The sequence below is a fragment of the Bradyrhizobium dasycarpum genome (assembly GCF_042019905.1).
Taxonomy (GTDB): Bacteria; Pseudomonadota; Alphaproteobacteria; order Rhizobiales; family Xanthobacteraceae; genus Bradyrhizobium; species Bradyrhizobium japonicum_B.
Window position 1 is genome coordinate 6,925,910 of the sequence record NZ_CP169574.1, and the last position, 22,420, is coordinate 6,948,329.

Below are 22,420 nucleotides of genomic sequence, written 5' to 3' on the forward strand. Positions count from 1 at the left end.
CCTCAGGAGGACGCTTCGGCCGAACCTGCGGCCGCAGATGTCTTGGCCGATGCTCTGGCCGTCGACCGCAAATTCTTCACGACGATCGCGATCAGCGGCACCAGCACCGGCACGATCGTGCTCAGCGGATGATGCACCGCGCCCGACACCTGGGCCTGGAGTGCGCGCGCCTCGAGCTGAAGCGCTTCGATGGAGGCGTCGTGGATTTCGCCGGCGAGCTCGATGTCGCGGCCGGACGGAGCGCGGCCGGCGATGACGAAGATGGCAGCCGCGATGGCGAAATTGACGGCACCGAGGATGGCCGCCGCGGCGATCGCGCTCCAGATCTGAACCAGCGCGAAATAGGCCGCCAGCTCCAGCATCAGAAGCCCGAACGCCGCAATCAGAGCCGCGAAGGCGCGCAGGCCGAGGCCGATCAGCAGATGCCGCAGCCTGATGTCCGCGATGATCCTGTCGGTGCGCCACAGCGCGCGCAGGTGTTTGACCACGTTCTCGGTATTCACCTAGTGTCTCCTCAGCATGAATCCGACAACCACGCCGAGCGCGAAGGCGGAGGCGAGCGATGCGATGGGACGGTCCGCAATGAGGCCCTGGAGCTGCTCCTGCTCCTCCTCGACGGTCTCGCCGAGCTCGGCGAGCGCAGCCCTGATCTGATCGGCGAGCGCCTCGGCGCGATCTTTCGAGCTCTCGAACATCTCCTCGCCGGCGGTGCTCAGCAAGCGCGTCACATCAACCTTCAGCGTGCGCAATTCTTCGCTCATCCTGTCACGGTCGAACATGGACCTGATATCCCCATTGAACGGACGCAAGCCTAGGGCCCGCGTGCCCGATCACGCTTGATTTGCGTCAATCGGCACTGCAGTTCGCTCTTGAGACAGGTCAAGCCGTCCGCCATATGCTGGCCTAGAAATGCCGTCTGAATGGGGACCGATTGTCCCGACGAGGTGGAAGCGTGAACCACGAACCGCTGTTGCTCGCGACGCCATCCGGCGACGTGCTGAACCTGCGCCCCGAAGGGCCCTGGACCGCCGCGAATGTGGTGACGCCTCGAGACATTGTCCCGGTCGGTCGGAGCCGACGTCGATCGCTCGCGCGCCGTCACCCTGGATATGTCGGGCGTCAGTGCGCTCGACACGCTCGGCGCCTGGGTCCTGGAGAAGCTGTCGCGCAGGGCCGCATCATCCGGAAGGTCGGCCCAGTTCGTCGGCGTCGCCGATCATTTCAGCGGGCTGATGGATGAGGTGCGCCAGGTCAACCGGCACACACCGGCCCCCACGGTTGCGCCCAACCCGGTGCTGTCGAGGCTTGGCGATCTCGGCAAGTCGACGGTCGGATCGCGCGAGGACATCACGATCTTCCTCCAGATGCTCGGTGCCTTGTTCATGGCCATAGTCGGCGTGCTGCGCCGGCCGGGCTCGTTGCGGCTGACCTCGCTGGTCTATCAGCTCTACCGCATCGGGTGGCAGGCGATTCCTATCGTCGCGCTGATTACCTTCCTGATCGGCGCCATCATTGCGCAGCAGGGTTTCTTCCATTTCCGCCGGTTCGGCGCGGAGTCCTACACCGTCGACATGGTCGGCATCCTGGTGCTGCGCGAACTCGGCGTGCTGATTGTCGCCATCATGGTCGCCGGCCGATCGGGAAGTGCCTACACCGCCGAGCTCGGCTCGATGAAGATGCGCGAAGAGATCGATGCGCTCTCGACCATGGGGCTCGATCCCGTGGACGTCCTGATCCTGCCGCGCGTTGCGGCCCTGGTCATTGCCTTACCCATTCTCACTTTCATTGGATCGATTGCCGCGCTCTATGGCGGTGGCCTCGTCGCACAATTCTATGGCGACATGGGACCGGCGATCTACATCGCGCGGCTGCACGAGGCCATCTCCGTCACGCATTTCGAGGTGGGCATTCTGAAGGCGCCGTTCATGGCGCTGGTGATCGGGATCGTGGCCTGCAGCGAGGGATTGCGGGTCAAGGGCAGCGCCGAGTCGCTCGGGCGACAGACCACGACGTCGGTGGTGAAATCGATCTTCCTGGTGATCGTGCTCGACGGCCTGTTTGCGGTCTTCTTTGCCTCGATCGGAATGTGACGATGGACGCGCAAGACCAGTTTGCGATCCGCGTCCGTGATCTCGTGGTCGGCTTCGGCCGCCAGACGGTGCTCGACCATCTGTCGCTCGACGTCCGCCGCGGCGAGATCCTTGGGCTGGTCGGGGCGTCCGGCGGTGGCAAGTCGGTGCTGATGCGGACCATCATCGGCCTGATCCCGCGCCGTGGCGGCACCATCGACGTCATGGGACAACCGACCGGGGGGCACGGTCGAGGCGCAGCAACGACATGGGGCATCCTGTTCCAGCAGGGGGCGCTGTTCTCCTCGCTGACGGTCCGCCAGAACGTCCAGTTTCCCTTGCGCGAAAATCTGGTTCTGTCGCAGGAGCTGATGGACGAGATCGCGATCGCCAAGCTCGAAATGGTCGGCCTGCGTCCGGAGGACGCCGACAAATATCCGGCGGAGCTGTCCGGCGGCATGACCAAGCGCGTGGCGCTGGCCCGCGCGCTCGCGCTCGATCCGCCGATCCTGTTCCTGGACGAGCCGACCTCCGGCCTCGATCCGATCGCCGCCGGCGATTTCGATGCGCTGATCAAGACGCTGCAAAAGACGCTTGGGCTCACCGTTTTCATGGTGACCCACGATCTTGCGAGTCTGACCACCGTCTGCGACCGCGTTGCCGCGCTCGCCGACGGCAAGATCGTGGCGATCGGCCCGATGCGGGAATTGCTGCAATCCGAGCATCCCTGGGTGCGCGCTTATTTCCACGGCAAGCGCTCGCAGATGCTGCAACACGAGATGAGATGAGACATGGAAACCCGCGCTCCCTACGTGCTGATCGGCAGTTTCGTGCTGGCCGCGATCCTCGCGGTGTTCGGCTTCGTCTATTGGCTGAACAACACCGGCGGCATCGGGCCGCGCACGAACTACCATGTGCAATTCCAGGGGCCGGTCCCAGGCCTTCTGGTCGGGGCCGGCGTGCTGTTCAACGGCATCCGCGTCGGTGAGGTGACCCAGCTCGGGCTCGCGCCGGACAACCCTCGCTTCGTCAATGCCACGATTTCGGTTGCGACCGCCACGCCGGTCCGCTCCGATACCAAGGTCGGTCTCGAATTCCAGGGCCTGACCGGCGTGCCGGTGGTGACGTTGGAGGGCGGTATGATCGTCGCCAAATCCGGCGAGCCCGTCACCCTGATCGCCGAGGCCGGCGCCGGTCAGAGCATGACGCAGGCGGCGCGTGATGCGCTGCGGCGGGTCGATACGGTGCTTCAGGACAATTCCGGCCCGCTGAAGGATACCATCGCGAACTTCAGAACCTTCTCCGACGGGCTCGCGCGCAACACAGGCAAGATCGACGGCATTCTGGCCGGCCTGGAGAAGATGACCGGCGGCGGCGCTCCCGCGCAGAAGGTCACCTACGACCTGCACACGCCGCAGAACCTCGGGCCTGCCGGCAAGACGCTCTCGGCGTCTCTGGCCATCCCCGAGCCGAGCGCGGTCGCAATGCTGCAGACCCAGCGCATGCTGTTCGCGCCCGTCGGCGACAGGCCGGGCTTTGCCGACTTCCTCTGGGCCGACAGTATTCCGAAGCTGGTGCAGGCGCGCCTGATCGACAGTTTCGAGAATTACGACATCGACCATGCTCCATTGCGCACGAGCGACCTCGGTCAGGCGGATTACCAGCTCCTGATCGACATCCGGCGCTTTCGGATCGCCACGGAGGGCGAGGCGAGGGTGGAGATCGGACTGTCGGCGCGGATCGTCGACAAGAACGGCAAGGTGGTTGCCTCGCGCCTGGTCGAGACCAGCGAGAAGCTCGACAAGGTCGAGCCCGCCGCGTCAGTCGCCGCCTTCGACGCGGCCTTTGCCCGCATCGCCAAGGAGCTGATCGGCTGGACCGTGCAGGCGGTATGACGCCGTCTATTCCAGCGTTTTCAGGTAGGACAGAAGGTCGTGGATCTGGTCTGGACTGAGCTCGAAGGCCGGCATGTCGGCGTGACCGGTGTTGATCCCCTCGGCCAGCGCCTCGCTCAGGGTCTCGATGGGGTAACGCCGATGCAGGATGCGCAGCGGGGGTGCGCCCTCGAGTGGGCTGCGGGAGGCGCGGTCAATGGCATGGCAGCGCGCGCAATTGGCCCTTGCAAGGGCCTTGCCGCGCTGTTCGGCGGTCGGTGCCGCCAGGGCAGGCGTAATCAGAAGCAGCCCAATCAGGCTGTGACGTAGGGCGCCTTGCAGCATGGAAGAGGAATCCCGTCGAACTCTGGAGCAGAATAAGACGGGGATGCCGCCTAAATTTGATCTGAGTCAACTGGCTTTGGCGCAGTGCAGTAAAATCCACCCGCGCGGTGGACTCGGCCTGGAGCGGGGTGCAGCCGGCGCGGGGGAGCGGTGGATGAAGCCTTCCGTGGTCATGATTGAGCCGAACGGACATTTTTGCAACGATTGTGCCGTACGCGGTGCGGCGGTTTGTTCGTCGCTGAATGCGGCCGAGCTCAGGGAATTCGAGCATCTCGGGCGCCGGGTCCATTTCGACTCGGGCGATACCGTTTTCTCCGAAGAGGACATCACGACCTCGTTCTACAACGTCCTCGAGGGCGTCATGCGGCTGTACAAGCTGCTGCCCGACGGCCGGCGGCAGATCGTCGGTTTCGCCTTGCCCGGCGATTTCCTGGGGATGAACCTTTCCGGCCGGCACAATTTTTCGGCCGATGCGATCGGTGCCGTGACCGTGTGCCAGTTCGCCAAAGCCCCGTTCAGCCGTTTCATCGAAGACCGGCCGCTCCTGCTGAAACGGATCAACGAGCTGGCCATTCGCGAGTTGAGCCAGGCGCGCGATCATATGGTGCTGTTGGGCCGTCGTTCGGCCGACGAGAAGGTAGCGACCTTCCTGCTCGGCTGGCGTGAACGGCTGGTCGCGAACAAGGGCCTGTCCGACACGGTTCCCCTGCCGATGAGCCGCCAGGACATCGCCGACTATCTCGGCCTGACCATCGAAACCGTCAGTCGCACCTTCACCAAGCTGGAGCGTCACGGCGTAATCGAGATCATTCACGGCGGTATAAGCCTGCTCGATCCCGCGCGCGCCGAGGCACTGGCCGCGGCCTGACCTTCCGCCGCAACGCCCCGACGTTTTTGATCTCGATCAATGACGCCGGCCCGCTGCAGCAAAATAATACTGCAAACCATGGGGGAGGGAACAATGCCTGCTGACGCGTTGCTGGTGACCGTTGTCGTGGTCGCAATCTTCGTCGTATTTGCCGCTGTCCTGGCCTGGGCCGACCGGCAGACCAGCTCGGTCCGGCTCGACCCGGATTCCAAGCGCTGAAGCTCCCGAGATCGTAGTCCGCCCAGACCCGCCAACAGGCTGACGCTCGCCCGGCCGGCTTGGCGGTTCGCCAGCTTCTCAACGCAATCGCGGCTTGCGCCGCCCTGCAACTCTGCATCGATCCGAATGCCATGGCGCATCCTTCGGATGCGGGGCTTTCGGCTCGACCGCGGCTTTTTCGCCTCATTTGCCTCAAATCGCACGCGTGCTTTCCGGTTGAAAAGCCTGATAACGTTGACTACGCAGGAACCTCAGTGCCTCGCAGTCTTAGGAGCCCCGCGGCGTGCCTCAGGACAAGACCGGCGATCCCCGACAGTCGGCGGGCAACAAGCTATCGGTCCTGCGCAAGCACCCGATCTTCGCGGATCTGGAGCCGGAAGCGCTCGATCAGCTCTGTCGCTACGCCAAGCACACCACCGTGAAGCGCGGCGCGACGATCGCCGCCAAGGGCGATCCCGGCAACAATCTGTTCGCGGTGATCTCGGGGACGGTGAAGATCTCCTCCTCCTCGCCGGACGGCCGTAACGCGATTCTCAACCTGATCGGTCCCGGAGAAATCTTCGGCGAGATCGCGGTGCTCGACGGCGCGCCGAGATCGGCCGATGCGACCGCCAACACCAATTGCGAGCTCTACATCATCGACCGGCGGGACTTCCTGCCGTTCGTGAAGAGCCAGCCGGCGCTGGCGATGAAATTCATCGAGCTGCTCTGCGCACGCCTGCGCTGGACCAGCCAGCAGGTCGAGCAGGTGATCCTGCAGAATCTGCCGGGCCGGCTCGCGAGCGCGCTGCTCGGTCTCACCGAGGAGCGCAAGTTCGACTCCGGCAGCGGCACGCTCGCCATCACGCAGCAGGAGATCAGCGAGATGGTGGGGATGACGCGCGAGAGCATCAACAAGCAATTGCGCGCCTGGGCCGGCCGCAACTGGGTTCGCCTCGAGCACGGCGCCATCGTCGTGCTGGATACGGATGCGCTGCGCGAACTCGCCGAGAGCGGCCTCGGCGGCGAGTGACGGCGTCCGCCTAAGTGTCGATGATGGCAACGGCGCGGGTCCACCCCGCCGAGGCGCGTTCGATCTTGACCGGAAAGCACGAGACCGTGAATCCGGTCGAAGGCAATTGGTCGAGGTTGTGCAGCTTTTCGAGATGGCAATAGCCGATATGCCGTCCCGCCTTGTGGCCCTCCCAGATCAGGCCGGCGTCGTGCGTCTCGGCATATTTCTTCGCGGTATAGACGAACGGCGCGTCCCAGCTCCAGCCGTCGGTGCCGGTCAGCCGCACGCCGCGCTCGAGCAGGTACATGGTGGCTTCATAGCCCATGCCACAGCCGGAATTGACGTATTCGGCCTTGCCAAACTTTGCCCCGGCGCTGGTGTTGACCACGACGATCTCCAGCGGAGACAAGGTGTGCCCGATGCGTTTCAGCTCCTTCTCGACATCGTCGGCGCTCGCCACGTAGCCGTCGGGCAGATGCCGGAAGTCGAGCTTCACGCCTGGCTGAAAGCACCATTCCAGCGGGACCTCGTCGATCGTCCATGACCGTTCGCCGCGGTTCATGGTCGGATGGAAGTGCCAGGGCGCGTCGAGATGCGTGCCGTTGTGGGTCGACAACGAGACCTGCTCGACGGCCCAGCCCTGTCCGTCAGGCAGATCCTGGGCCTTGAGGCCGTCGAAGAATTGCAGCATCCGCGGCAGGCCCTGCTGGTGGTCGATATACTGGATGGTCGGATGGTTGCCCGGCGGATCGGCCGTCACGTCGTTTCTGAGCGGCACCGAGATATCGATCAGCTTCCGCGGCATTGGACATTCCTTCGAGATGGTCCGCTGTGCCGGTCATCTTGAGGGGCCTCGATTGCTGGCGTCAAGTCACGTGCCGGGCGGCAGCCTGCCCGCCCGACCCCACCGCAATGCGAATTGCGCCAGAAATCGATCGATGCAAGTGTTGCATCGATCGATGCCGGATTTGGCTTGGACAGGGAATGCCGCCCGCCCTACGGACGACATCGGCGCTTGACTACATGCTTGAGGTGGAGCGACCCAAGGCGGCCCGCAGCATCCGCCGGACCACGACAAAATCAACCCAGGAGGAAAGCCCAGATGAAGACACTCACCGGTATCATCACAGCCGTTGCACTGGCGGTCTCAGCGCCCCTGGCGTCCGCACGCGATTTCCGTTCGGCCGACGTCCACCCCGCCGATTATCCGACTGTCGAGGCGGTCAAGTTCATGGGCAAGCAGCTCGCGGCGGCGAGCGGCGGCAAGCTTGGTGTGAAGGTGTTTCCCAATGGAGCCCTGGGCTCCGAGAAGGACACCATCGAGCAGCTCAAGATCGGCGCACTCGACATGATGCGCATCAACGCATCGCCGCTCAACAACTTCGTGCCCGAGACCATCGCCCTGTGCCTGCCCTTCGTATTCCGCGACACCCAGCACATGCGCGCCGTGCTCGACGGGCCGATCGGCGACGAGATCCTGGCCGCGATGGAGCCTGCGGGCCTGGTCGGTCTCGCCTATTACGACAGCGGCGCCCGGTCCATCTACACCGTCAAGGCACCCGTCAAGTCGCTCGCCGATCTCAAGGGCCTGAAGATCCGCGTCCAGCAGTCCGATCTCTGGGTCGGCATGATTCAGAGCCTCGGCGCCAACCCGACGCCGATGCCGTATGGCGAGGTCTACACCGCGCTGAAGACCGGCCTCGTCGACGCTGCCGAGAACAACTGGCCGTCCTACGAGTCCTCGCGCCATTTCGAGGCGGCCAAGTTCTACAACATCACCGAGCACTCCCTCGCGCCCGAAGTTCTCGTGATGTCGAAAAAGGTCTGGGACACGCTGAGCAAGGAGGATCAGGCGACGATCCGCAAGGCGGCCAAGGAATCGGTGCCCGTGATGCGCAAGCTGTGGGACGAGCGTGAGCAGGCGTCCCGCAAGACCGTCGAGGCGGCCGGCGTTCAGGTCGTCACGATTGCCAACAAGGCGGAATTCGTCGATGCGATGAAGCCGGTCTATCAGAAGTTCGCCGGCGACGAGAAGCTGCAGAGCCTCGTCAAGCGTATCCAGGACACGAAGTAGAACGCCAGCGGCGCGGGCCCGGCGTCGCCGCGAGGTGACCCGGGCCCTCGCAAGGAGACGCGGGATGACAGACCCACACGTCGCAGATCACGAGCATGACGCGGTCTCCGGGCGCCGGTCCAACGGCGTGCTGTCGCGGATCAACGCACCCATTGCGCGCGTGGGCATGTATCTGTCGGTGACCGGACTGCTCGTCATCGTCGCCATCGTCTTCTACCAGGTGTTCGGACGTTACGTGCTCAATTCCAGTCCGACCTGGACAGAGAACCTTGCGCTCGTGCTGATCCTCTATGTCACGCTGATCGGCGCCGCCGTCGGCGTGCGCGATGCCGGACATATCGGCATGGACAGCCTGCTGGTGATGCTGCCCGACCACGCGCGGGAGAAGATCGAGATCGTGATCCACGTGCTGGTCGCCGCGTTCGGCGTCGCCATGGCCTATAATGGTTGGATCCTCGGGGCGTCCGTCGGCACCGTGAAGATCCCCAATCTCGGCCTTCCCGAGGTGATCCGCTATGTGCCGCTGATCGCCTCCGGCCTCCTGATCGTCTCCTTTTCCATCGAACACATCATTGCTCTCCTGCGCCGCGAAGAGGTCGTCCCCTCATGGAACTGATCATCCTCGGCGCCACCTTTTTCGGCTTCCTGATCCTCGGCGTGCCGGTTGCCTTTGCGATCGGCCTCTCCGCGATCTGCACCATCCTCTACGAAGGCCTGCCGGTCGCCGTCATCTTCCAGCAGATGATGTCGGGGATGAACATCTTCTCGTTCCTCGCAATTCCCTTCTTCGTGTTCAGCGGTGAGCTGATGCTGCACGGCGGCGTCGCCGACAAGATCGTCCAGCTCGCCAAGAATCTGGTCGGACACATCCGCGGCGGCCTCGGCATGTCGAACGTGGTCGCCTGCACCCTGTTCGGCGGCGTCTCCGGCTCGCCCGTGGCCGACGTCTCGGCGATGGGCGCGGTGATGATCCCGATGATGAAGAAGGAAGGGTTCGACACCGACTACGCCGTCAACGTCACCACGCACGCTTCGCTGGTCGGCGCCTTGATGCCGACCAGCCACAACATGATCATCTATGCGCTCGCCGCCGGCGGCAAGGTCTCGATCGGTGCACTGATCGCGGCCGGCCTGCTGCCGGCGCTCGTGCTGATGGTCTGCATGCTGGTCGCTGCCTACGCGGTTGCGGTGAAGCGCGGTTATCCAGCCGGCAAGTTTCCGGGTTGGGCCGAGGTGTTCCGCTCGTTGGCAGCCGCGCTGCCGGGCCTTCTGATCGTCGGCATCATCCTGGCGGGCATCCTGTCCGGCGTCTTCACGGCAACTGAATCGGCGGCCATCGCGGTCACATACACGATGCTGCTGACGTTCTTCATCTACCGCACCATGACCTGGGGCAATTTCCTGCGCGCGGCCGCCAAGGCGGTGAAGACGACGGGCGTGGTGCTGCTTTTGATCGGCGTCTCCACCATGTTCCAATATCTGATGGGGCTGTACGAGGTGGCCGACCTTGCCGGCGAAATGATGAGCAAGATCGCGTCGCAGCCCTGGATGATCTTCCTGCTCATCAACGTCATTCTGTTCGTGCTCGGCACCTTCATGGACATGGCCGCGACCATCCTGATCTGCACCCCGATCTTCCTGCCGATCGCGATGAAGGCGGGCATGGATCCGGTGCAGTTCGGCATGCTGATGCTGATCAATTGCGCCCTGGGGCTGAACACGCCGCCGGTCGGAACGACGCAGTTCGTCGGCTGCGCCATCGGCGGCATCTCGGTGGGCGCGGTGATGCGCACCATCCTGCCGTTCTACGCTGCGCTGATCGCAGCTCTGATGGTCGTGACCTACGTCCCCGCATTCTCGCTGTGGCTGCCGCGCCTCTTGATGGGCTACAAGGGATAGCAGCAGTACAGGAGAGGCTATCAGTGACGGACTATCGCAAGCTCTTCGATCTCACCGGCAAGACGGCCGTGGTGCTCGGCGCCGCCTCGGGTATCGGCAAATCGTCGGCCGAGGCGCTGGCCGGGCTGGGGGCCCGCGTTGTCTGTGCCGATCGCGCGCTTGACGGGGCGGAGGCCACCGCCACCGGCATTCGCGACGGGGGCGGCTGGGCGGAGGCAGCCAGCTGCGACGCAGCGAGCGCTGCGGACGTCGATGCGCTCGCCAAGCTCGTGATGCAGAAGTTCCCGCGGCTCGACATCGCCGTCACGACGCCCGGCCTCAACATCCGCAAGACCATCCTGGACTACACCGAGGAGGACCTCGACCGCGTCCTCAACCTCAACGTCAAGGGCACGGTCTACTTCTTCCAGGCCTTCGGCCGCATCATGGTCGAACAAAAGGGCGGCAGCATCATCGCCTGCTCCTCGGTGCGCGCGGTCACCATCGAGCCGGGGCTCGGCGTCTACGGCTCGACCAAGGCGGCGATCGGCCTGCTGGTGAAAGGCTTTGCCTCCGAGGTCGGCCATGCCGGAGTGCGCGTCAACGCGATCGCGCCGAGCATCGCCGAGACCGCGCTGACCGGTCCGTTCAAGCAGCGGCCCGACATCTACAATCTCTATGCCGGCCATACCGTGTTCAACCGCTGGAGCAGTGCGGACGAGGTCGCGACCGCCGTTGCCTATCTCGCTTCGGATGCCGCAAGCTATGTCAGCGGCAGCACGCTGTTCGTCGATGGCGGCTGGACCGCCGTCGACGGTCCGCCGACCGGGCTTACCCAGCTGCAAAAGTAACGCAGCCCGTTTCGGCATTGCGCATGCGCGTCACGGCCGTCGTGTGGCGCAACCGTGCCGTCTTCGCTGTTGCAGCAGGAACCGCCGGCGCACGCGGTTTGAGCAATTCGCATGGGCGCTGCCGGATAAATGCCCCTCGGCTGGCCGGTATTTTGGTGTTACGAATTGGGGCATGAACCAGCACGCCAAGATCGACGCCAAGATCGAAATCCGCCATTCGACCTGTCCGCATGATTGCCCCTCGGCGTGCGCCCTCGATGTCGAGGTGGTCGAGGGCCGCAGCATCGGCCGCGTCAGAGGTTCGAAGCGGCAGACCTACACCGCCGGCGTCGTCTGCGCCAAGGTCGCCCGCTACGCCGAGCGTATCCATCATCCTGAACGGCTGATCTACCCGCTGCGCCGCACCGGACCGAAGGGCTCCGGGCAATTCGCGCGGATCTCCTGGGACGAGGCGCTGGACGAGATCGGGCACCGCTTCAACGCCGCCGAGCGCGAGTTCGGCGCGGAGTCGATCTGGCCCTATTACTACGCCGGCACGATGGGGCTGGTGATGCGCGACGGTCTCAACCGCCTGACGCATGTGAAGAAATATTCGCGCTTCTATCAGACCATCTGCGCCAATGTCGCCCGCATCGGCTTTGCGATCGGGACGGGCAAGATTGCCGGCGCAGATCCGCGCGAAATGGCACTGTCCGACCTCGTCGTGATCTGGGGTACCAATCCCGTCAACACCCAGGTCAACGTGATGACGCACGCCGCCCGGGCGCGGAAAGAGCGCGGCGCGAGGATCGCGGCGGTCGACATCTACGACAACGACACCATGAAGCAGGCCGACATCAAGATCATCCTGCGGCCCGGCACTGACGGCGCCTTTGCCTGCGGCGTCATGCATGTCCTGTTCCGCGACGGCTATGCCGACCGCGCCTATATGGACAAGTACACGGACTGCCCTGCCGAGCTCGAGGCGCATCTGAAGACGCGCACGCCGGAATGGGCGTCCGCGATCACAGGCGTGCCGGTGGCGGAGATCGAGGCCTTTGCCAAGGCAGTCGGCGAGACCAAACGGACCTTCTTCCGCTTCGGCTACGGCTTCACGCGCAGCCGCAATGGCGCCACGCAGATGCACGCGGCAAATTGCATTCCCGCGGTCACCGGCGCCTGGCAGTATGAAGGCGGCGGCGCCTTCTTCAACAATTTCGCGCTGTGGCACTTCAACGAATCCATCATCGAGGGCCACGATGCCATCGATCCTGGCATCCGCGCACTGGACCAGTCCAAGATCGGCCGCATCCTCACCGGCGACGGCGAAGCCCTGCGTGGCAAGGGCCCGGTCAAGGCGATGCTGATCCAGAATACCAATCCCATGACGGTGGCGCCGGAGCAGGCGCTGGTGCGGCAGGGCTTTGGGCGCGAGGATCTGTTCGTCGCGGTGCATGAGCAGTTCATGACCGAGACGGCGCAGATGGCCGACATCGTGCTGCCCGCGACGATGTTCATGGAGCATGACGATCTCTATTACGGCGGCGGGCACCAGCACATCTCGGTCGGGCCGAAGTTGATCGATCCGCCCGGCGAATGCCGCTCCAACCATGAGGTTCTGCAGGCGCTGGCGCCGCGGCTCGGTGCCAGGCATCAGGGTTTCGAGATGACCCCGCGCGAGTTGATCGACGCGACGCTGAAGCTGAGTGGCCACGGCGACATCGGCGGCCTTGAGGCCGATCTCTGGCGCGATCTGCAACCGGATTTCCGCACGTCGCACTATCTCGATGGCTTTGCCCATGCCGACGGCAAATTCCATTTCAGAGCCGATTGGGCCCACCCGCCTTTCGGCGTGACCATGGGCGATGTCGACAAGATGCCGTCCTTGCCGGATCATTGGGCCGTGATCGAGCAGACCGATCAGGCTCATCCGTTCCGGCTTGCGACCAGCCCCTCGCGTTCTTTCCTCAACACCACGTTCAACGAGACGCCGTCCTCGCAGGCCCGCGAGGGCAAGGCGAGTGTGATGATCCATCCGCTGGATGCCGCCGCGCTCGGCATCGCCGACGGCGACGCGGTGACGCTGGGCAATACGCGCGGCGAGACCACGCTGATCGCAACGTTGTTCGACGGCGTGCGGCGCGGTGTCCTGATTGCGGAATCCGTTCACCCCAACAAGAACCATATCGGCGGCCGTGGCATCAACATGCTGACGGGCGCCGAAGCCGTCGCGCCGATCGGCGGGGCCGCGTTCCATGACAACAAGGTCTGGATCAGGAAAGCGGTCGTGGCCTGAGGGGCGCTCCGCGTTAATCTCGAGCAAATTTGCGTCGAGACGCTAAAGCGCCGCCGCGCCGTAGTTTGCGCTTGCACCTTGCGTCGCAGCTGCCGCAAATGGCGGCACGAAGCGACGGAAGCGAGCCTACCATGACCGACACCACAGCAATCATCACCGAGAAGCGCGGGCAGGCGTTTTGGATCACCATCAACCGGCCCGAGAAGCGCAACGCGCTGAACGGCGACGTCATCGCCGGCATCACCAAGGGTTATCGCGACGCGCATGACGACAAGGACGTTCGCGTCATCGTGCTGACGGGCGCGGGCGACAAGGCGTTCTGCGCCGGCGCTGACTTGCAGAATTCCGGCGCCGCCTTCGCGATGGACCATTCCAAGCCAAATGTCGACTATGCCGACCTGCTGCGTTTGTCGCAGAACGCCACCAAGCCCGCGATTGCGCGGGTCGGCGGCGTCTGCATGGCCGGCGGCATGGGCCTATTGTGCATGACCGACATGGCGATTGCCGCCGACAACGTCATCTTCGGTCTGCCGGAGGTCAAGGTCGGCGTGTTCCCGATGCAGGTGCTGAGCCTGCTCCAGCGCATCGCGCCGCCGCGCCTCGTCAACGAATGGGCGCTCACGGGCGAGCCGTTCGACGCCAAGGCCGCGCAGGCCGCGGGCCTGCTCAACTACGTCGTGCCCGCCGCCGAGCTCGATGCCAAGGTCGACTGGCTGATCGGCCGCATCGTCGACAAGTCCCCGACCGCGATCCGCCGCGGCAAGTACGCCATGCGGGCGATCGCCGCGATGTCGTTCGACGAGAGCATCGCCTACACTGAAAGCCAGATCGCGCTGCTCGCGATGACCGAAGACGCCAAGGAAGGCCTCAAGGCGTTCAGCGAGAAGAGGAAGCCGGTCTGGACGGGAAGGTAGAGGAGGGCACCGCTCTCGTGTCCCGGACGCGCCGCAACGCCTCGGCGTTGCTGCGCAGAGCCGGGATCCAGGGCGGCACGGGGACACGTAGCGACCTGGGCCCCGGCTCTGCAGCGCACCGCCAAAGCGCTGCGCTGCGTCCGGGGCACGAGAGCGTCTCCATCAGCTCCATTCGATTTTCAAAGAGAGTGCAGCCACATTCTCCAGCGTCATTCCGGGGCGCGCGTAGCGCGAGCCGGAATCCATCGTGCAGCACACGATCCGGAGAAATGGATTCCGGGCTCGCGCCAAGTGGCGCGCCCCGGAATGACGGGCTACCCCGCGTTCGCCTTCAGCCCCGCCGCCTGGATGCCTGCCACGGCGCAGGCCTCGTCATTGTCGGAGGTGTCGCCAGAGACGCCGACGGCGCCGAGCAGGGTCGTTCCGTCCATGATCAGCACGCCGCCGGGCACCGGCACCAGCGCGCCCTTGGCCATCGTGTTCACGGCATCGATGAAATAGGCCTGCTCCTGGGCGCGTTGGAACAGCGCGCGCGAGCCCATGCCCATGGCGAGTGCGCCATAGGCCTTACCGTGCGCGATCTCGGCGCGCATCAGGCTGGTGCCGTCCTGCGCGGCGGCAAGCTTGAGCACGCCGCGCGCGTCCAGGATGGTCACGACCAACGGCTTCAGCTTGAGCTCGCCGGCCTTCGCGAAGGCGGCGTCTAGGATCTTGCGGGCGGTATCGAGCGTGAGGTCAGCCATGGCTGGGTTCCTTTGCGGCTTGAGAGGTCAAATGGGGTTCGGCGCGATCGAGGCTCAGCGCCAGCACGCGTGCGACGTGGAGCGCCTCGCGCTGGGTGCCGTCGTGGATCTGGTGGCGGCAGGAGGTGCCGTCGGCAACAATGAGCGTCGTCTCATCTGCGCGCCGCACGGCAGGCAACAGCGACAGCTCGGCCATCTCGATCGAGGCATCGTAGGTGTCGGCGCCATAACCGAAGGCACCGGCCATGCCGCAGCAGCTGGACTCGATGGTCTCGACCTTGAGGCCAGGAACGAGCCGGAGCACCTGCTCGACCGGCTTGAAGGCGCCAAAGGATTTTTGGTGACAATGGCCGTGCACCACGGCCCTCTCGGCCACGCTGCCGAGCGGCAGTTGCAGCCGGCCGGCTTCGGCCTCGCGCACCAGGAATTCCTCGAAGGTCAGCGCATGAGCGCCGACCGCCTTGGCGTCGTTGTCCTTGCGCAGCGAAGCGAGCTCGTCGCGCAGCGTCAGCAGGCAGCTCGGCTCGAGGCCGACGATCGACACGCCACGCGCTGCAAAGGGCACGAAGGCGGTCACGAGCCGGTCGAGCTCGGCTCTGGCTTGGTCGACGAGACCGGCGGAGAGGAAGGTGCGGCCGCAGCAGAGCGGGCGGCCGCCGCCTGCCGGCCTGGGCAGATGTACGCGATAGCCGCCGGCCACGAGGACGCGCAGCGCGGCGTCGAGGTTTTCCCGCTCGTAGATGCGATTGAAGGTGTCGGCGAACAGCACGACCTCGCGGCCGGCTTGCGGCCCGACGCTTTCGGTCGGCGGCACGAACACGTCGCTGCGGAAGGCGGGCAGCGCCCGGCGCGCGCTGATGCCGGCAAAGCGCTCGAACAATCGTCGCAGCCACGGGCTGCGATTGCGCAGATTCGCCAGCGCCGCGAAGCGCGAGGCGAGGCCGGCATAGCGCGGCAGATACGCGACGAGACGATCGCGCAGCGTCAGGCCGTGGCTCGCTGCTCGTGCTGCCAGCACCTCGATCTTCATCTTGGCCATGTCGACACCAACAGGGCATTCGTGGCGGCAGGCCTTGCAGGAGACGCAGAGTTTCAGCGTCTCCATCATCTCGTCGGACGATAGCGCATCAGGGCCGAGCTGGCCGGAGATCGCAAGCCGCAGCGTGTTGGCGCGTCCGCGGGTGACGTCCTTCTCATTGCGTGTGGCGCGATAGGACGGGCACATCACGCCGCCCTCCAGCTTGCGGCAGGCGCCGTTGTTGTTGCACATCTCGACCGCGCCCTGGAAACCGCCGCCCGCGCCGGGATAAGCAGACCAGTCGAGCTTTGTTTTCAGCTCACTGACACGATAGTCGGGCTTGAAGCGAAACAGCGAGCGGTCATCCATCTTGGGGGCATCGACGATCTTGCCCGGATTGAGGACGCCGCCGGGATCGAAGCGCAGCTTCACCTCCCTGAAGTCGGCGACGAGGCGCGCGCCGAACATGGTCTCGTGGAATTCCGAGCGGACCAGGCCGTCGCCGTGCTCGCCGGAATGCGAGCCCTTGTACTCGCGCACCAGCGCAAAGCCTCCTCGGCGATGGCGCGCATCGCCTTGACATCCTTTTCCAGCTTCAAATTCAGCACGGGGCGCACGTGCAGGCAGCCCTCGGAGGCGTGCGCATACATCGTGCCGCTGGTGCCGTGCCTGGCAAACACCTCGTTCAGCCGCGCTGTATAATCGGCAAGGTGCGGCAGCGGCACCGCGCAATCCTCGACGAAGGAGACCGGCTTGCCTTCCTGCTTCATCGACATCATGACATTGAGGCCGGCGGCGCGGAAATCGGCGATGCCGCTCTGTAGCGCGGGCTCGGTGATCTCGACCACTCCGCCCCATTTGCGCGTGTGGTTATTCCAGCCGAAGCCGAGATCGCCCATCAGCTCGCCGAGCTGCTTCAGTCGGATGAGGTTGTCCGCCTGGTCCTCCTCGGCGAACTCGACCACCAGCACGGCATCCGGATCGCCCTTGATGGCCGCGGAGATGACGGGTGCGAACATCGCGATGTCGCGGCCGAGCGCGATCATGGTGCGGTCGACCAGCTCGACCGCGATCGGCTTGAGCTTGACCAGATGCTGGGCCGCGTCCATCGCCTCGTAGAAGCTGCCGAAATGGCAGACGCCGAGCGCCTTGTTGCGGATCACCGGCCACAGCTTCAGCTCCACCTTGGTGGTGAAGGCCAGCGTCCCTTCCGAGCCGACCAGGAGATGCGCCATGTTGTTCGGCGCGTTGCGCGGCACCAGCGCATCGAGATTGTAGCCGCCGACGCGGCGTTGCACTTTGGGAAACCGCGCCGCGATCTCCTCGGCTTCGCGGGAGCCGAGATCGAGCATGTCGCGAAACAGCGCCCGGACTTTGACGTCTGCATCTACATCGGAGAGATCGCGCGAGACTTCGCCGAAGCGGCTCAGCGTGCCGTCGGCGAGCGCGGCCTCCAATGAGAGCGTGTTGTCGCGCATGGTGCCGTAGCGCAGCGAGCGACCGCCGCAGGAATTGTTGCCGGCCATGCCGCCGATGGTGGCGCGCGAGGCGGTGGAGACGTCGACCGGAAACCACAGCCCGTGCTTTTTCACCTGCCGATTGAGGTCGTCGAGCACGATGCCGGGCTCGACTACGCAGGTCCGGCCCTCGACGTCGAGCGACAGGATCCGGTTCAGATGCTTGGAGAGATCGACCACGAGCCCGTCATTGACGGTCTGGCCGCATTGCGAGGTGCCGCCGCCGCGCGGAGTGACCTTCAGCCCCTCGTCGCGGGCGATCGCCAGCGCCCGCAGCGCTTCGTCCATGGTCCTGGGCGCCACCACGCCAGCTGGCACGATCTGATAGAACGAGGCGTCGGTGGCGTAGCGGCCGCGGCTGAAGGGGTCGAACAGGACGTCGCCGGTCAGCTCCGACCGCAGGCGCCGTTCGAGCGAGGAGGCGTTTGTCATCCCTGATCCCGGACTGATCCAGTAAGGCTCAGCCTTGCTGAGTTATTCATTATCGTTCCCGACCGACGCGTTATGAATGCAAAAGTGAGCAGGTTGGCCGCCTTCAAGGCGAGGCCGGCGCGGGCTCTTGGGGCTCGGTCAGGTGTTCGATCGCCGCCGTCCGCTTGTTGCGCAGGTGCTGGAACAGGATGTCGCTGAGCTCGCTACCGGCCCTCCGGCGCAGGGCATCGAGGATCGCCTCGTGCTCGCGCATCGCTTCCGCCCAGCGCTGCCGCTTGCGGGCGAAATTGGCCGAGTAGCGGACGCGGCGGATTCGGCCCGCGAAATTGGCATAGGCCGTCTTCAGCGTCTCGTTGCGCGCGGCCGCGACGATGCTCTCGTGGATGCGCTGGTTGGCCTGGAAATAGCCGTGCATGTCGCGGTGCAGATAATGGCCATACATCTCGTAATGCAGCTGCTCGATCGCGGTGATTTCCGCGTCGCTGATCGCCTCGCAGGCAAGGCGCCCGGCAAGGCTCTCCAGCCCTGCCATCACGTCGAACAGCTCCTCGAGGTCGCGCTGGCTGAGCTGGCGCACTCGTGCGCCGCGGTTGGGCAAAAGCTCGATCAGGCCCTCGGCGGCAAGCACCTTCAGGGCTTCGCGCAGGGGCGTGCGGGAGATGCCGAGCATCTCGCAGAGTTGCCGCTCGGGAATGCGGGCCCCTTCCGGGATGTTGCCTTCCACCACGTAGTCGCGCAGCCGCAGCAGGATCTCGCCGTGAAGCGAGGCCTCGGGGCGGTCGCCGCCGTTGCCTGCGGCGGGGGTGATCGGAACCCCGTTGTCGGGAATCGTGGATTTCATTTGCAGCACAATAGTTTGCCCGTCTGGTCGCGTCGACGTCCACAATCGAATACCAAAATTCGATTGTAATGACAAAAAATGAATGCAAAATTGGGCGAGTCAAGTCGGTCAGGGTCGCCGACTGGGAGGTTTTCATGCATCAGGGACGTCATTTCCTTCAGATTCCAGGCCCAAGCCCGGTCCCTGAGCGCGTCCTGCGCGCCATGGACATGCCCGTCATCGACCACCGCAGCGCCGAGTTCGGCGAGCTCGGCCGCGCCGTGCTCGAAGGCAGCCAGCAGATCTTCCAGACCAAGGGTCCGGTCGTGATCTTCCCCTCCTCGGGCACGGGGGCCTGGGAAGCTGCGATCGTCAACACGCTGTCGCCGGGTGACAAGGTGCTGATGGTCGAGACCGGTCATTTCGCCACGATGTGGCGGCAGATGGCCGGCCGCTTCGGCATCGAGGTCGATTTCGTCCCGGGCGATTGGCGGCGGGGCGCCGATCCTGCATTGATCGAGGCCAAGCTCACTGATGACACCGCGCACGCGATCAAGGCCGTCATGGTCGTGCACAACGAGACCTCGACCGGCGCCACCAGTCGCATCGCCGAAATCCGCGCTGCGATCGATCGCGCCTCGCATCCGGCGCTGCTGATGGTCGACACCATCTCCTCGCTCGGCTCGGTCGACTATCGCCACGACGAGTGGAAGGTCGACGTCAGCGTCAGCTGCTCGCAGAAGGGATTCATGCTGCCGCCCGGCCTCGGCTTCAACGCGATCTCGGAGAAGGCGCTGGCTGCGTCCAAAGCCAACCGGATGCCGCGCTCCTATTTCGACTGGGAGGAGATGCTCAAGCCGAATGCAAAAGGCTTCTTCCCCTACACGCCCGCGACCAATCTGCTCTACGGCCTGCGCGAGGCGATCGCGATGCTGCTGGAGGAGGGGCTCGACAACGTGTTCGCGCGTCATCAGCGGTTGGCGGCTGCGACCCGGGCCGCCGTCAATCATTGGGGCCTCGAGATCCTTTGCCAGGAGCCGGCCGACTACTCGCCGGTGCTTACCGCGGTGCTGATGCCGCCGGGGCATGACGCCGACCAGTTCCGGAAAGTCGTGCTCGAAAATTACAACATGTCGCTCGGCTCGGGCCTGTCGAAGGTCGCAGGAAAGGTCTTCCGCATCGGCCATCTCGGCGAATGCAACGCGCTGACGCTGCTCGGTGCGCTCACGGGCGTCGAAATGGGCCTTTCGGTCGCCGGCGTGCCGCACCGCGCCGGTGGCGTCGACGTCGCGATGAAGCTCCTGGAGCAGCGCCCGCAGGGCAATGCCTCGCCGCATCTGAAGATCGTCGGCACGTAAGGGGGCGCGATGGCAGGGACGGCAGACGAGGGCAGGCCGGTCCGCCATGGGCGGACCAACCCTTTCGAAAGAGGACAAGCCGGTCAAATGGTGCTATTCGGCGCCCACCAAACCAAGGCTAGACCGGGAAGGACGCCGATGACCGTGCATACTGGAAGGCATTTCTTACAGATTCCAGGACCGACCAACGTGCCCGATCGCGTGCTGCGGGCGATGGACATGCCGACGCTGGATCATCGCGGTCCGGAGTTCGCCGAGCTCGGTTTTTCCGTTCTTGCTGCGATGCAGCGGGTGTTCCGCACCAAGCAGCCCGTGATCATCTTCCCGTCGTCCGGCACCGGCGCCTGGGAAGCGGCGATGGTCAACGTGTTCTCGCCGGGCGACAAGGTGCTGATGTGTGAGACCGGCCAGTTCGCCGTGCTGTGGCGCGGCATCGCCGACAAGTTCAAGCTCGAGGTCGACTTCATCCCGAGCGACTGGCGCCATGGTGCCGACCTCGCCGAGATCGAAAAGCGCCTGTCCGCCGACAAGCAGCATGCGATCAAGGCCGTCTGCGTCGTCCACAACGAGACCTCGACCGGCTGCGTGACGCCGCCGCTGGAGGTGCGCAAGCTGCTCGATCGGATCAAGCATCCGGCGCTGTTGATGGTCGACACCATTTCCGGCCTCGGCTCGATGGAATACGAGCACGATGCCTGGGGCATCGACGTTTCGGTCGCCGGCTCTCAGAAGGGTCTGATGCTGCCGCCCGGCCTCGGCTTCAACGCCATCTCGGAAAAAGCGCTCGCGGTCGCCAAGGCCAACCCCGGCATGCGCTCCTATTGGGACTGGCAGGAAGTCATCAACTTCAACAAGCTCGGCACCTTCCCTTATACGCCCGCCACCAATTTGCTCTATGGCCTGCGCGAAGCGGTCAAGATGCTGGAGGAGGAGGGGCTGGAGAACGTCTGGACCCGCCACAAGCGCCATAGCGCCGCCACGCGTGCCGCGGTCAAGGTCTGGGGTCTGGAGACGCAGTGCTCCGACCCGGCCGCGCACTCGCCGGCGCTGACCGGCGTGCGCGTGCCTGAGGGCTTTGATGCCGACGCGTTCCGCAAGGTGGTGCTGGAGAACTTCGACATGTCGCTCGGGACCGGCCTGAACAAGGTCAAGGGCAAGGTCTTCCGCATCGGCCATATCGGCCATTTCAACGATCTGATGCTGATGGGCACCCTTGCCGGCGTCGAGATGGGCCTCGATCTCGCAAAGATTCCGCACCGGAGCGGCGGCGTGTTGGCGGCCATGGACGTCCTGAAGGGGCGCGAGGCGATGCCGATGACCAAGGCTCAGGTGGCCTGAACGAACTTGGAAAGTGAGCGCGTGATGAACGCACCTGCGACGACCAACGAAGACCTGCTCTACTCCGTCGAGGACGGCATCGGGCGGATCACTTTCAACCGTCCCCAGGCGCGCAACGCCATGACCTTCGCCATGTATGACCGCATGGCGGAGATCTGCCTGGAGATCAACGGCGATCGTTCGATCAAGGCGTTGATCCTGACCGGCGCCGGCGACAAGGCGTTCGCCTCCGGCACCGACATCTCCCAGTTTCGTGCATTCAAGACCGCGCAGGACGCGCTCGACTACGAGGCGCGCATCGACCGCGTGCTCGGCACGCTCGAGCAATGCCGCGTGCCCGTGATCGCGGCGATCGCCGGCGCCTGCACCGGCGGCGGCGCAGGCATTGCCGCCTGCTGCGATCTGCGCATCGGCACCGAGACGACGCGGATCGGCTTTCCGATTGCGCGCACGCTCGGCAACTGCCTGTCGATGTCCAACATCAGTCGCGTGGTCGCCCTGGTCGGCCCGGCCCGCACCAAGGATATGATCTTCAAGGCGCGCCTCGTCGAGGCGCCGGAAGCCCTCGCGCTTGGCCTGCTCAACGAGGTCGTGCCCGACGTCGAGACGCTGCAGCGTCGCGCCGACGAGACCGCAAAGCTGGTGGCCAGCCACGCCCCGCTCACGCTGGAGGCGACCAAGGAAGCCGTGCGTCGCATCCGCCGTACGCTGTCGCGCGAAGAGGGCGAGGACCTGATCCTGAAGGCCTATATGAGCGAAGATTTCCGCGAGGGCATGGACGCCTTCCTCAACAAGCGCGCGCCGGTCTGGAAGGGAAGGTAAGTTTCACGCGC

Annotated in this window: 20 protein-coding genes and 2 pseudogenes; 15 read left to right on the plus strand and 7 right to left on the minus strand. The window is 64.9% G+C overall.

What is annotated here, in order from left to right; translation table 11 throughout:
• Positions 1-2: 2 nt before the first annotated feature.
• Both ACETMP_RS33075 and ACETMP_RS33080 read right to left on the minus strand, forming a co-directional pair.
• Positions 3-503 carry a phage holin family protein gene (locus tag ACETMP_RS33075; RefSeq protein WP_375159417.1) on the minus strand — a complete coding sequence of 167 codons (501 nt, stop codon included), beginning with the start codon at positions 501-503 and terminating at the stop codon, positions 3-5.
• Positions 504-779, minus strand: coding sequence for a hypothetical protein (locus ACETMP_RS33080; RefSeq protein ID WP_375159418.1), 276 nt, complete (start codon positions 777-779; stop codon positions 504-506).
• 173 nt (positions 780-952) lie between these two features.
• Between ACETMP_RS33080 and ACETMP_RS33085 the strand changes: the two are divergent.
• The 3 genes and pseudogenes from ACETMP_RS33085 (at position 953) to ACETMP_RS33095 (ending at position 3,964) form a co-directional block, all read left to right on the plus strand.
• A pseudogene (locus tag ACETMP_RS33085) lies at positions 953-2,090 on the plus strand (ABC transporter permease).
• Positions 2,091-2,092: 2 nt separating this feature from the next.
• Complete coding sequence (locus ACETMP_RS33090; RefSeq protein ID WP_375159419.1) at positions 2,093-2,857, plus strand: ABC transporter ATP-binding protein; 765 nt, start codon at positions 2,093-2,095, stop codon at positions 2,855-2,857.
• Positions 2,858-2,860: 3 nt separating this feature from the next.
• Positions 2,861-3,964 (plus strand): ABC-type transport auxiliary lipoprotein family protein, encoded by a 1,104-nt coding sequence (locus tag ACETMP_RS33095; RefSeq protein ID WP_375159420.1) that lies wholly within the window; start codon positions 2,861-2,863, stop codon positions 3,962-3,964.
• Between the two features lie 6 nt (positions 3,965-3,970).
• Here ACETMP_RS33095 and ACETMP_RS33100 read toward each other — a convergent pair whose 3' ends face one another.
• Positions 3,971-4,288, minus strand: coding sequence for a c-type cytochrome (locus ACETMP_RS33100; RefSeq protein ID WP_375159421.1), 318 nt, complete (start codon positions 4,286-4,288; stop codon positions 3,971-3,973).
• 154 nt (positions 4,289-4,442) lie between these two features.
• Here ACETMP_RS33100 and ACETMP_RS33105 point away from each other — a divergent pair, with 154 nt between their 5' ends.
• The 3 genes from ACETMP_RS33105 (at position 4,443) to ACETMP_RS33115 (ending at position 6,387) form a co-directional block, all read left to right on the plus strand.
• Complete coding sequence (locus tag ACETMP_RS33105; RefSeq protein ID WP_375162050.1) at positions 4,443-5,156, plus strand: helix-turn-helix domain-containing protein; 714 nt, start codon at positions 4,443-4,445, stop codon at positions 5,154-5,156.
• A gap of 93 nt (positions 5,157-5,249) precedes the next feature.
• Positions 5,250-5,375 (plus strand): hypothetical protein, encoded by a 126-nt coding sequence (locus ACETMP_RS33110; RefSeq protein ID WP_375159422.1) that lies wholly within the window; start codon positions 5,250-5,252, stop codon positions 5,373-5,375.
• Between the two features lie 283 nt (positions 5,376-5,658).
• The gene (locus ACETMP_RS33115; protein ID WP_375159423.1) at positions 5,659-6,387 is read left to right on the plus strand and encodes a Crp/Fnr family transcriptional regulator; all 729 of its coding nucleotides are present in this window, start codon (positions 5,659-5,661) and stop codon (positions 6,385-6,387) included.
• Between the two features lie 10 nt (positions 6,388-6,397).
• On the opposite strand, the gene ACETMP_RS33120 is transcribed toward ACETMP_RS33115, so the two are convergent.
• The gene (locus ACETMP_RS33120; RefSeq protein ID WP_375159424.1) at positions 6,398-7,174 is read right to left on the minus strand and encodes a cyclase family protein; all 777 of its coding nucleotides are present in this window, start codon (positions 7,172-7,174) and stop codon (positions 6,398-6,400) included.
• 297 nt (positions 7,175-7,471) lie between these two features.
• Here ACETMP_RS33120 and ACETMP_RS33125 point away from each other — a divergent pair, with 297 nt between their 5' ends.
• From ACETMP_RS33125 to ACETMP_RS33150, 6 genes are all read left to right on the plus strand, one after another.
• Complete coding sequence (locus tag ACETMP_RS33125) at positions 7,472-8,443, plus strand: TRAP transporter substrate-binding protein (protein WP_375159425.1); 972 nt, start codon at positions 7,472-7,474, stop codon at positions 8,441-8,443.
• A gap of 64 nt (positions 8,444-8,507) precedes the next feature.
• Positions 8,508-9,059 (plus strand): TRAP transporter small permease, encoded by a 552-nt coding sequence (locus tag ACETMP_RS33130; RefSeq protein WP_375159426.1) that lies wholly within the window; start codon positions 8,508-8,510, stop codon positions 9,057-9,059.
• Positions 9,050-10,342 (plus strand): TRAP transporter large permease, encoded by a 1,293-nt coding sequence (locus ACETMP_RS33135; RefSeq protein ID WP_375159427.1) that lies wholly within the window; start codon positions 9,050-9,052, stop codon positions 10,340-10,342. The genes ACETMP_RS33130 and ACETMP_RS33135 overlap by 10 nt, the downstream gene beginning before the upstream one ends.
• 23 nt (positions 10,343-10,365) lie before the next feature.
• The gene (locus ACETMP_RS33140; protein ID WP_028137638.1) at positions 10,366-11,172 is read left to right on the plus strand and encodes an SDR family NAD(P)-dependent oxidoreductase; all 807 of its coding nucleotides are present in this window, start codon (positions 10,366-10,368) and stop codon (positions 11,170-11,172) included.
• A gap of 172 nt (positions 11,173-11,344) precedes the next feature.
• A complete protein-coding gene (locus ACETMP_RS33145; protein WP_375159428.1) occupies positions 11,345-13,447 on the plus strand; it encodes a molybdopterin oxidoreductase family protein in 2,103 nt (700 codons plus the stop codon).
• 131 nt (positions 13,448-13,578) lie between these two features.
• A complete protein-coding gene (locus ACETMP_RS33150; RefSeq protein ID WP_375159429.1) occupies positions 13,579-14,361 on the plus strand; it encodes an enoyl-CoA hydratase/isomerase family protein in 783 nt (260 codons plus the stop codon).
• 314 nt (positions 14,362-14,675) lie between these two features.
• On the opposite strand, the gene ACETMP_RS33155 is transcribed toward ACETMP_RS33150, so the two are convergent.
• From ACETMP_RS33155 to ACETMP_RS33165, 3 genes and pseudogenes are all read right to left on the minus strand, one after another.
• Positions 14,676-15,104: a heme-binding protein gene (locus ACETMP_RS33155; RefSeq protein ID WP_129274862.1), complete on the minus strand. Its 429-nt coding sequence runs from the start codon at positions 15,102-15,104 to the stop codon at positions 14,676-14,678.
• Positions 15,097-18,071, minus strand: a pseudogene (locus ACETMP_RS33160) (FAD-binding and (Fe-S)-binding domain-containing protein). Before ACETMP_RS33160 ends, ACETMP_RS33155 begins: the two are co-directional and overlap by 8 nt.
• Before the next feature lie 103 nt (positions 18,072-18,174).
• A complete protein-coding gene (locus ACETMP_RS33165) occupies positions 18,175-18,912 on the minus strand; it encodes a GntR family transcriptional regulator (RefSeq protein WP_375159430.1) in 738 nt (245 codons plus the stop codon).
• Between the two features lie 134 nt (positions 18,913-19,046).
• On the opposite strand from ACETMP_RS33165, the gene ACETMP_RS33170 reads away from it, so the two are divergent.
• The 3 genes from ACETMP_RS33170 to ACETMP_RS33180 all read left to right on the plus strand — a co-directional run bounded on the left by ACETMP_RS33170 (position 19,047) and on the right by ACETMP_RS33180 (position 22,409).
• Complete coding sequence (locus ACETMP_RS33170) at positions 19,047-20,249, plus strand: pyridoxal-phosphate-dependent aminotransferase family protein (RefSeq protein WP_375159431.1); 1,203 nt, start codon at positions 19,047-19,049, stop codon at positions 20,247-20,249.
• A 138-nt stretch (positions 20,250-20,387) separates the two neighbouring features.
• The gene (locus tag ACETMP_RS33175; protein ID WP_375159432.1) at positions 20,388-21,587 is read left to right on the plus strand and encodes a pyridoxal-phosphate-dependent aminotransferase family protein; all 1,200 of its coding nucleotides are present in this window, start codon (positions 20,388-20,390) and stop codon (positions 21,585-21,587) included.
• A gap of 24 nt (positions 21,588-21,611) precedes the next feature.
• Entirely contained in the window at positions 21,612-22,409 is a 798-nt protein-coding gene (locus ACETMP_RS33180; protein WP_375159433.1) for an enoyl-CoA hydratase/isomerase family protein, read from the plus strand.
• The last annotated feature ends 11 nt before the right edge of the window (positions 22,410-22,420 follow it).

Excerpts from the sequence above, each read along its gene's own strand:
- ACETMP_RS33080 (WP_375159418.1), bottom strand. The coding sequence starts at position 779 with ATGTTCGACCGTGACAGGATGAGCGAAGAATTGCGCACGCTGAAGGTT.
- ACETMP_RS33105 (WP_375162050.1), top strand. The coding sequence starts at position 4,443 with ATGAAGCCTTCCGTGGTCATGATTGAGCCGAACGGACATTTTTGCAAC.
- ACETMP_RS33095 (WP_375159420.1), top strand. The coding sequence starts at position 2,861 with ATGGAAACCCGCGCTCCCTACGTGCTGATCGGCAGTTTCGTGCTGGCC.
- ACETMP_RS33175 (WP_375159432.1), top strand. The coding sequence starts at position 20,388 with ATGACCGTGCATACTGGAAGGCATTTCTTACAGATTCCAGGACCGACC.
- ACETMP_RS33180 (WP_375159433.1), top strand. The coding sequence starts at position 21,612 with ATGAACGCACCTGCGACGACCAACGAAGACCTGCTCTACTCCGTCGAG.
- ACETMP_RS33165 (WP_375159430.1), bottom strand. The coding sequence starts at position 18,912 with ATGAAATCCACGATTCCCGACAACGGGGTTCCGATCACCCCCGCCGCA.
- ACETMP_RS33150 (WP_375159429.1), top strand. The coding sequence starts at position 13,579 with ATGACCGACACCACAGCAATCATCACCGAGAAGCGCGGGCAGGCGTTT.
- ACETMP_RS33170 (WP_375159431.1), top strand. The coding sequence starts at position 19,047 with ATGCATCAGGGACGTCATTTCCTTCAGATTCCAGGCCCAAGCCCGGTC.
- ACETMP_RS33120 (WP_375159424.1), bottom strand. The coding sequence starts at position 7,174 with ATGCCGCGGAAGCTGATCGATATCTCGGTGCCGCTCAGAAACGACGTG.
- ACETMP_RS33145 (WP_375159428.1), top strand. The coding sequence starts at position 11,345 with ATGAACCAGCACGCCAAGATCGACGCCAAGATCGAAATCCGCCATTCG.
- ACETMP_RS33135 (WP_375159427.1), top strand. The coding sequence starts at position 9,050 with ATGGAACTGATCATCCTCGGCGCCACCTTTTTCGGCTTCCTGATCCTC.
- ACETMP_RS33100 (WP_375159421.1), bottom strand. The coding sequence starts at position 4,288 with ATGCTGCAAGGCGCCCTACGTCACAGCCTGATTGGGCTGCTTCTGATT.
- ACETMP_RS33155 (WP_129274862.1), bottom strand. The coding sequence starts at position 15,104 with ATGGCTGACCTCACGCTCGATACCGCCCGCAAGATCCTAGACGCCGCC.
- ACETMP_RS33110 (WP_375159422.1), top strand. The coding sequence starts at position 5,250 with ATGCCTGCTGACGCGTTGCTGGTGACCGTTGTCGTGGTCGCAATCTTC.
- ACETMP_RS33125 (WP_375159425.1), top strand. The coding sequence starts at position 7,472 with ATGAAGACACTCACCGGTATCATCACAGCCGTTGCACTGGCGGTCTCA.
- ACETMP_RS33130 (WP_375159426.1), top strand. The coding sequence starts at position 8,508 with ATGACAGACCCACACGTCGCAGATCACGAGCATGACGCGGTCTCCGGG.
- ACETMP_RS33090 (WP_375159419.1), top strand. The coding sequence starts at position 2,093 with ATGGACGCGCAAGACCAGTTTGCGATCCGCGTCCGTGATCTCGTGGTC.